At 71.2% G+C, this 4,133-nt stretch carries 4 protein-coding genes; 3 read left to right on the top strand and 1 reads right to left on the bottom strand.

Translation table 11 applies throughout. The annotated features are described in order from the left end of the window. A partial coding sequence (gene chrA, locus VGO20_RS25820; RefSeq protein WP_327505283.1) for a chromate efflux transporter occupies window positions 1-1,416 on the bottom strand: 1,416 nt, incomplete at its 3' end. Between the two features lie 115 nt (window positions 1,417-1,531). On the opposite strand from chrA, the gene VGO20_RS25815 reads away from it, so the two are divergent. The 3 genes from VGO20_RS25815 to folB all read left to right on the top strand — a co-directional run bounded on the left by VGO20_RS25815 (window position 1,532) and on the right by folB (window position 3,809). Continuing rightward, entirely contained in the window at window positions 1,532-2,170 is a 639-nt protein-coding gene (locus VGO20_RS25815; protein WP_327505282.1) for a ribonuclease HII, read from the top strand. Window positions 2,171-2,247: 77 nt separating this feature from the next. Beyond that, the gene (locus VGO20_RS25810; protein WP_327505281.1) at window positions 2,248-3,360 is read left to right on the top strand and encodes a site-specific DNA-methyltransferase; all 1,113 of its coding nucleotides are present in this window, start codon (window positions 2,248-2,250) and stop codon (window positions 3,358-3,360) included. Window positions 3,361-3,401: 41 nt separating this feature from the next. After that, the gene (gene folB, locus VGO20_RS25805) at window positions 3,402-3,809 is read left to right on the top strand and encodes a dihydroneopterin aldolase (protein WP_327505280.1); all 408 of its coding nucleotides are present in this window, start codon (window positions 3,402-3,404) and stop codon (window positions 3,807-3,809) included. The last annotated feature ends 324 nt before the right edge of the window (window positions 3,810-4,133 follow it).

The following is a 4,133-nucleotide window of genomic DNA, read 5'->3' as shown; positions in this document are numbered from 1 at the left end:
CCCGGTCGCGAGATGATACAGCACGCCCGCGGCCGAGCAGGCGGCGAGCAGCGCGATCATGCCCATCTTGAAGCGGAAGACGGCCAGCAGCGCCGCCGCGGTCAGGACGAGGGCGGCCGGGTCGACCGTGGCGGGGACGGGGACGTCGAGCGCCAGGGGACCGAACCGGACCTCGTCGACCTCGCGGAAGAGGACGTGCAGCGCGAACCAGATCGCCAGGTTCAGGATCACGCCCACGACGGCGGCCGTGATCGTCGACAGGGCGGCCGACAGGGCGCGGTTGCCGCGGATGGACTCGGCGAAGGGCGCGCCGAGGAAGATCCACAGGAAGCAGGGCACGAAGGTGACCCAGGTGGTCAGCAGCCCGCCGAGCGTCCCGGCCAGCAACGGCGGCAGCGTGCCGGGATCGCGCATCGCCCCCATGAAGCCCACGAACTGCACGACCATGATCAGCGGTCCCGGCGTCGTCTCGGCCATGCCGAGCCCGTCCAGCATCTCCCCGGGCCGGAGCCAGCCATAGGTGTCGACCGCCTGCTGGGCCACATAGGCCAGCACCGCATAGGCGCCGCCGAAGGTCACCACCGCCATCTTCGAGAAGAAGACCGCGATCTGCGCGAAGGTGTCGCCCGCCCCGAGCAGCAGGACCAGCGCCAGCGTCGGCGCCAGCCACAGCGCCAGGAGCACGCCGCCGACCCGCACCGACCAGCCCAGGGACGGCCGGGCATGCGCCGGCGTCCCGCCGCCCAGCAGGCTGTCGGCGTCGGCGAGCACGTTGCGGCCGCCCGGCCCGTGGCCGCCGCCCTGGAACGCCGCCACGCCCATGCGCCCGCCGGCCAGGCCGACCAGCCCGGCCGTCAGGATGATGACCGGGAACGGCACGTCGAAGGCGAAGATCGCCAGGAAGGCCGCCGCCGCGAGGCCGACCATCACCCGGTTCCGCAGGGCCCTCCCGCCGATCCGGACGACGGCGTCGAGCACGACGGCGAGCACGGCCGCCTTGAGCCCGAAGAAGAACGCCTGCACCAGCCCGACATTGCCGAACAGGGCGTAGACCCAGCTCAACGCCATGATGGAGAGGACGCCGGGCAGCACGAACAGGATGCCGGCGATCAGCCCGCCGGCCGTGCGGTGCATCAGCCAGCCGACATAGACGGCGAGCTGCTGGGCCTCCGGCCCCGGCAGGAGCATGCAGTAGTTGAGCGCGTGCAGGAACCGGTCCTCGCCGATCCAGCGCTTCTCCTCGACCAGGATGCGGTGCATCACCGCGATCTGCCCCGCCGGCCCGCCGAAGCTGAGCGCCGCGATCCGGGCCCAGGTGCGGACCGCCTCGCCCAGGGGGACGCCGTGCCCCTGCGCCGCCGAGCCCCCGGCCGGCTCCGCGCCGACACCTCCGCCGACGCCTTCGACCTCCGCCATCCCCGATCCCCCTCCGTCAGCCGCGCCCGGACGTATTATCCCGAAGATCGATGACAGAACACCTGTATCGGCAGATCGCTTGACGCGGGCATGCCGCCGGGAGTAGCGCCTCCCCATGGACAGGAACGGACCCCCGGACTTCTCCCTCGAGCTCGAAGCGGGCCATGCCGGCGGCCGGCTGGTATGCGGCGTCGACGAGGTCGGCCGCGGCCCGCTGGCCGGGCCCGTGGTCGCGGCGGCGGCGATCCTGCCCGACCGCGGGCTGCCGCCCGGCGTCCTGGACGCGATCGACGACAGCAAGGCCATTCCCCGCAGCCTGCGCGAGGAGCTGGCGCCGCTGCTGCTGGAGCATGGCTGGATCGCGCTCGGCGTCGCCTCGGTCGAGGAGATCGACCGGATCAACATCCTCCAGGCCAGCCTGCTCGCGATGGGCCGGGCGGTCGAGGCGCTGGGCGTGGCGGCGGACCTGGCGCTGGTCGACGGCCGCCATGCGCCCCGCCTCGCCTGTCCGGCCCGTGCCGTCGTCGGCGGCGACGCGCGCTGCCTGTCGATCGCCGCCGCCTCGATCGTCGCCAAGGTCGAACGCGACCGTATCATGGCGGAGCTGGCGATCCGCCATCCCGGCTATGGCTGGGAACGCAACGCCGGGTACCCCACTCCGGAGCACCGGGCGGCGCTGGCCCGGCTCGGCCCGACGCCACACCATCGGAGGAGTTTTGCGCCGGTGTCGCAGCTCCTCGCGCTAAGCGTCTGACTCGCCAGACTCTTCGGCTACTCCCGGCGCGCAATTTTCGGATTGACGGCGAGTCGCGCCCGACTCATTCTCCGGCCATGAGCCGCACCGTCCAGACGATCGAGCCGAACCGCATCCTGGTCGGCGACTGCAAGGAACTCCTCTCCGCCCTGCCTTCGGGCTCGGTCGACATGGTGTTCGCCGACCCGCCCTACAACCTCCAGCTCGGCAGCGGGCTGCTGCGCCCGAACATGTCGCGCGTCGACGGCGTCGAGGACGACTGGGACAAGTTCGCGGACTTCGCGGAGTACGACCGCTTCACGCGCGACTGGCTCGCGGGCTGCCGGAACGCGCTGAAGGACGACGGCACCTTGTGGGTGATCGGCAGCTACCACAACATCTTCCGGGTCGGCGCGATCCTCCAGGACCTCGGCTACTGGATCCTGAACGACGTGATCTGGCGCAAGATCAACCCGATGCCGAATTTCCGCGGCCGGCGCTTCACCAACGCGCACGAGACGCTGATCTGGGCCGCCAAGTCCAAGGACGCCAAGTACCACTTCGCCTACGAGGCGATGAAGAACCTGAACGACGACCTGCAGATGCGCAGCGACTGGCTGTTCCCGCTGTGCACGGGCTCGGAGCGGCTGAAGGACGCCGACGGCAACAAGGCGCACCCGACCCAGAAGCCGGAGGCCCTGCTCTACCGGGTCGTCATGGCCTCGACCGGCCCCGGCGACCTGATCCTCGACCCCTTCTTCGGCACGGGCACGACCGGCGCGGTCGCCAAGCGGCTGGGGCGGCGCTGGATCGGGCTGGAGCGCGAGCACGCCTATGCCGAGATCGCCAGCCGCCGCATCGCCGCCGTGCAGGAGGCGCCGGACAAGGAGCTGCTCTACGCGCCGACGCGCCGCCAGGCGCCGCGCGTGCCGTTCGGATGGCTGGTGGAGCGCGGGCTGCTGGACCCCGGCACGGTGCTGACTGACCTGCGCCGCCGGCACACCGCGCGCGTGCGGGCGGACGGCACGCTGATCGCGACCAACCATCTCGGTGACCACGCCGGCTCGATCCACCAGGTCGGCGCCGCGGTCCAGGGGCTGCCGGCCTGCAACGGCTGGACCTTCTGGCATTTCGAGACCCAGGACGACATCCGGCCGATCGACCTGCTGCGCCAGAAGCTGCTGCGCGAGATGGGCACGCCGGCGCACTGAGTGCGCTTGGCTTGTCGCCGCGGGAGTGCTAACACCCCAGCATGAACAAGCTCTTCGCACAAGTCACCGCGCCGCGGACGCGCCGCTCCGACCGGTCGCTCGTTCGGGTCTTCGTGCGCGACCTCGTCCTCGACGCGCGGATCGGGGTCTACGCCCATGAGCACGGGCGCACCCAGCGCATCCGCATCAACATCGACCTCGGCGCCGACCTGCCGGTGCGCGGCACGGACGCGCTGGCGGACGTCGTCTCCTACGAGACGGTGGTGACGGGCGTGCGCGAGATCGTCGCGTCGGGCCACGTCAACCTGGTCGAGACCCTGGCCGAGCACATCGCCGACCGCTGCCTGGTCGACCGGCGCGTGCGGACCGTCCGCGTGCGGGTCGAGAAGCTCGACGTGTTCCCCGACGCCGCCAGCGCCGGCGTCGAGATCGAGCGGGTGGCGGAGTAGCGGCCGGCCGGTCCGCCCGCAAAACGAAACTGCCGCCCCTTGAAGTCGACAGCCTGCCGCCAGTAAATACTAACCCTCTCCCAGCGGGAGAGGGAGGGGCCCGCCGCGTAAAGCGGCGGGAGGGTGAGGGGTTACGCCCTCTCCATTACTGAACCACCTCATCCCCTCACCCTTCCCATGCTTCGCATGGGCCCCTTCCCTGTACCTTTGGCGGTGTCGGCAGCTTGCTTGAAGGTCGGGTAAGCTGTCCGGCATTCGGGCGACGCCGCCGGGAGCAACCTTCCCCTTCCCGTGCCCCGAGCACCAGGAGAGGACACGTGCCCC

This window comes from Arenibaculum sp. (genome assembly GCF_035998295.1).
GTDB lineage: Bacteria > Pseudomonadota > Alphaproteobacteria > Azospirillales > Azospirillaceae > DASYHS01.
Note: the sequence above shows the minus strand (reverse complement) of the source record. Positions and strands in the feature narration are given on the sequence as shown.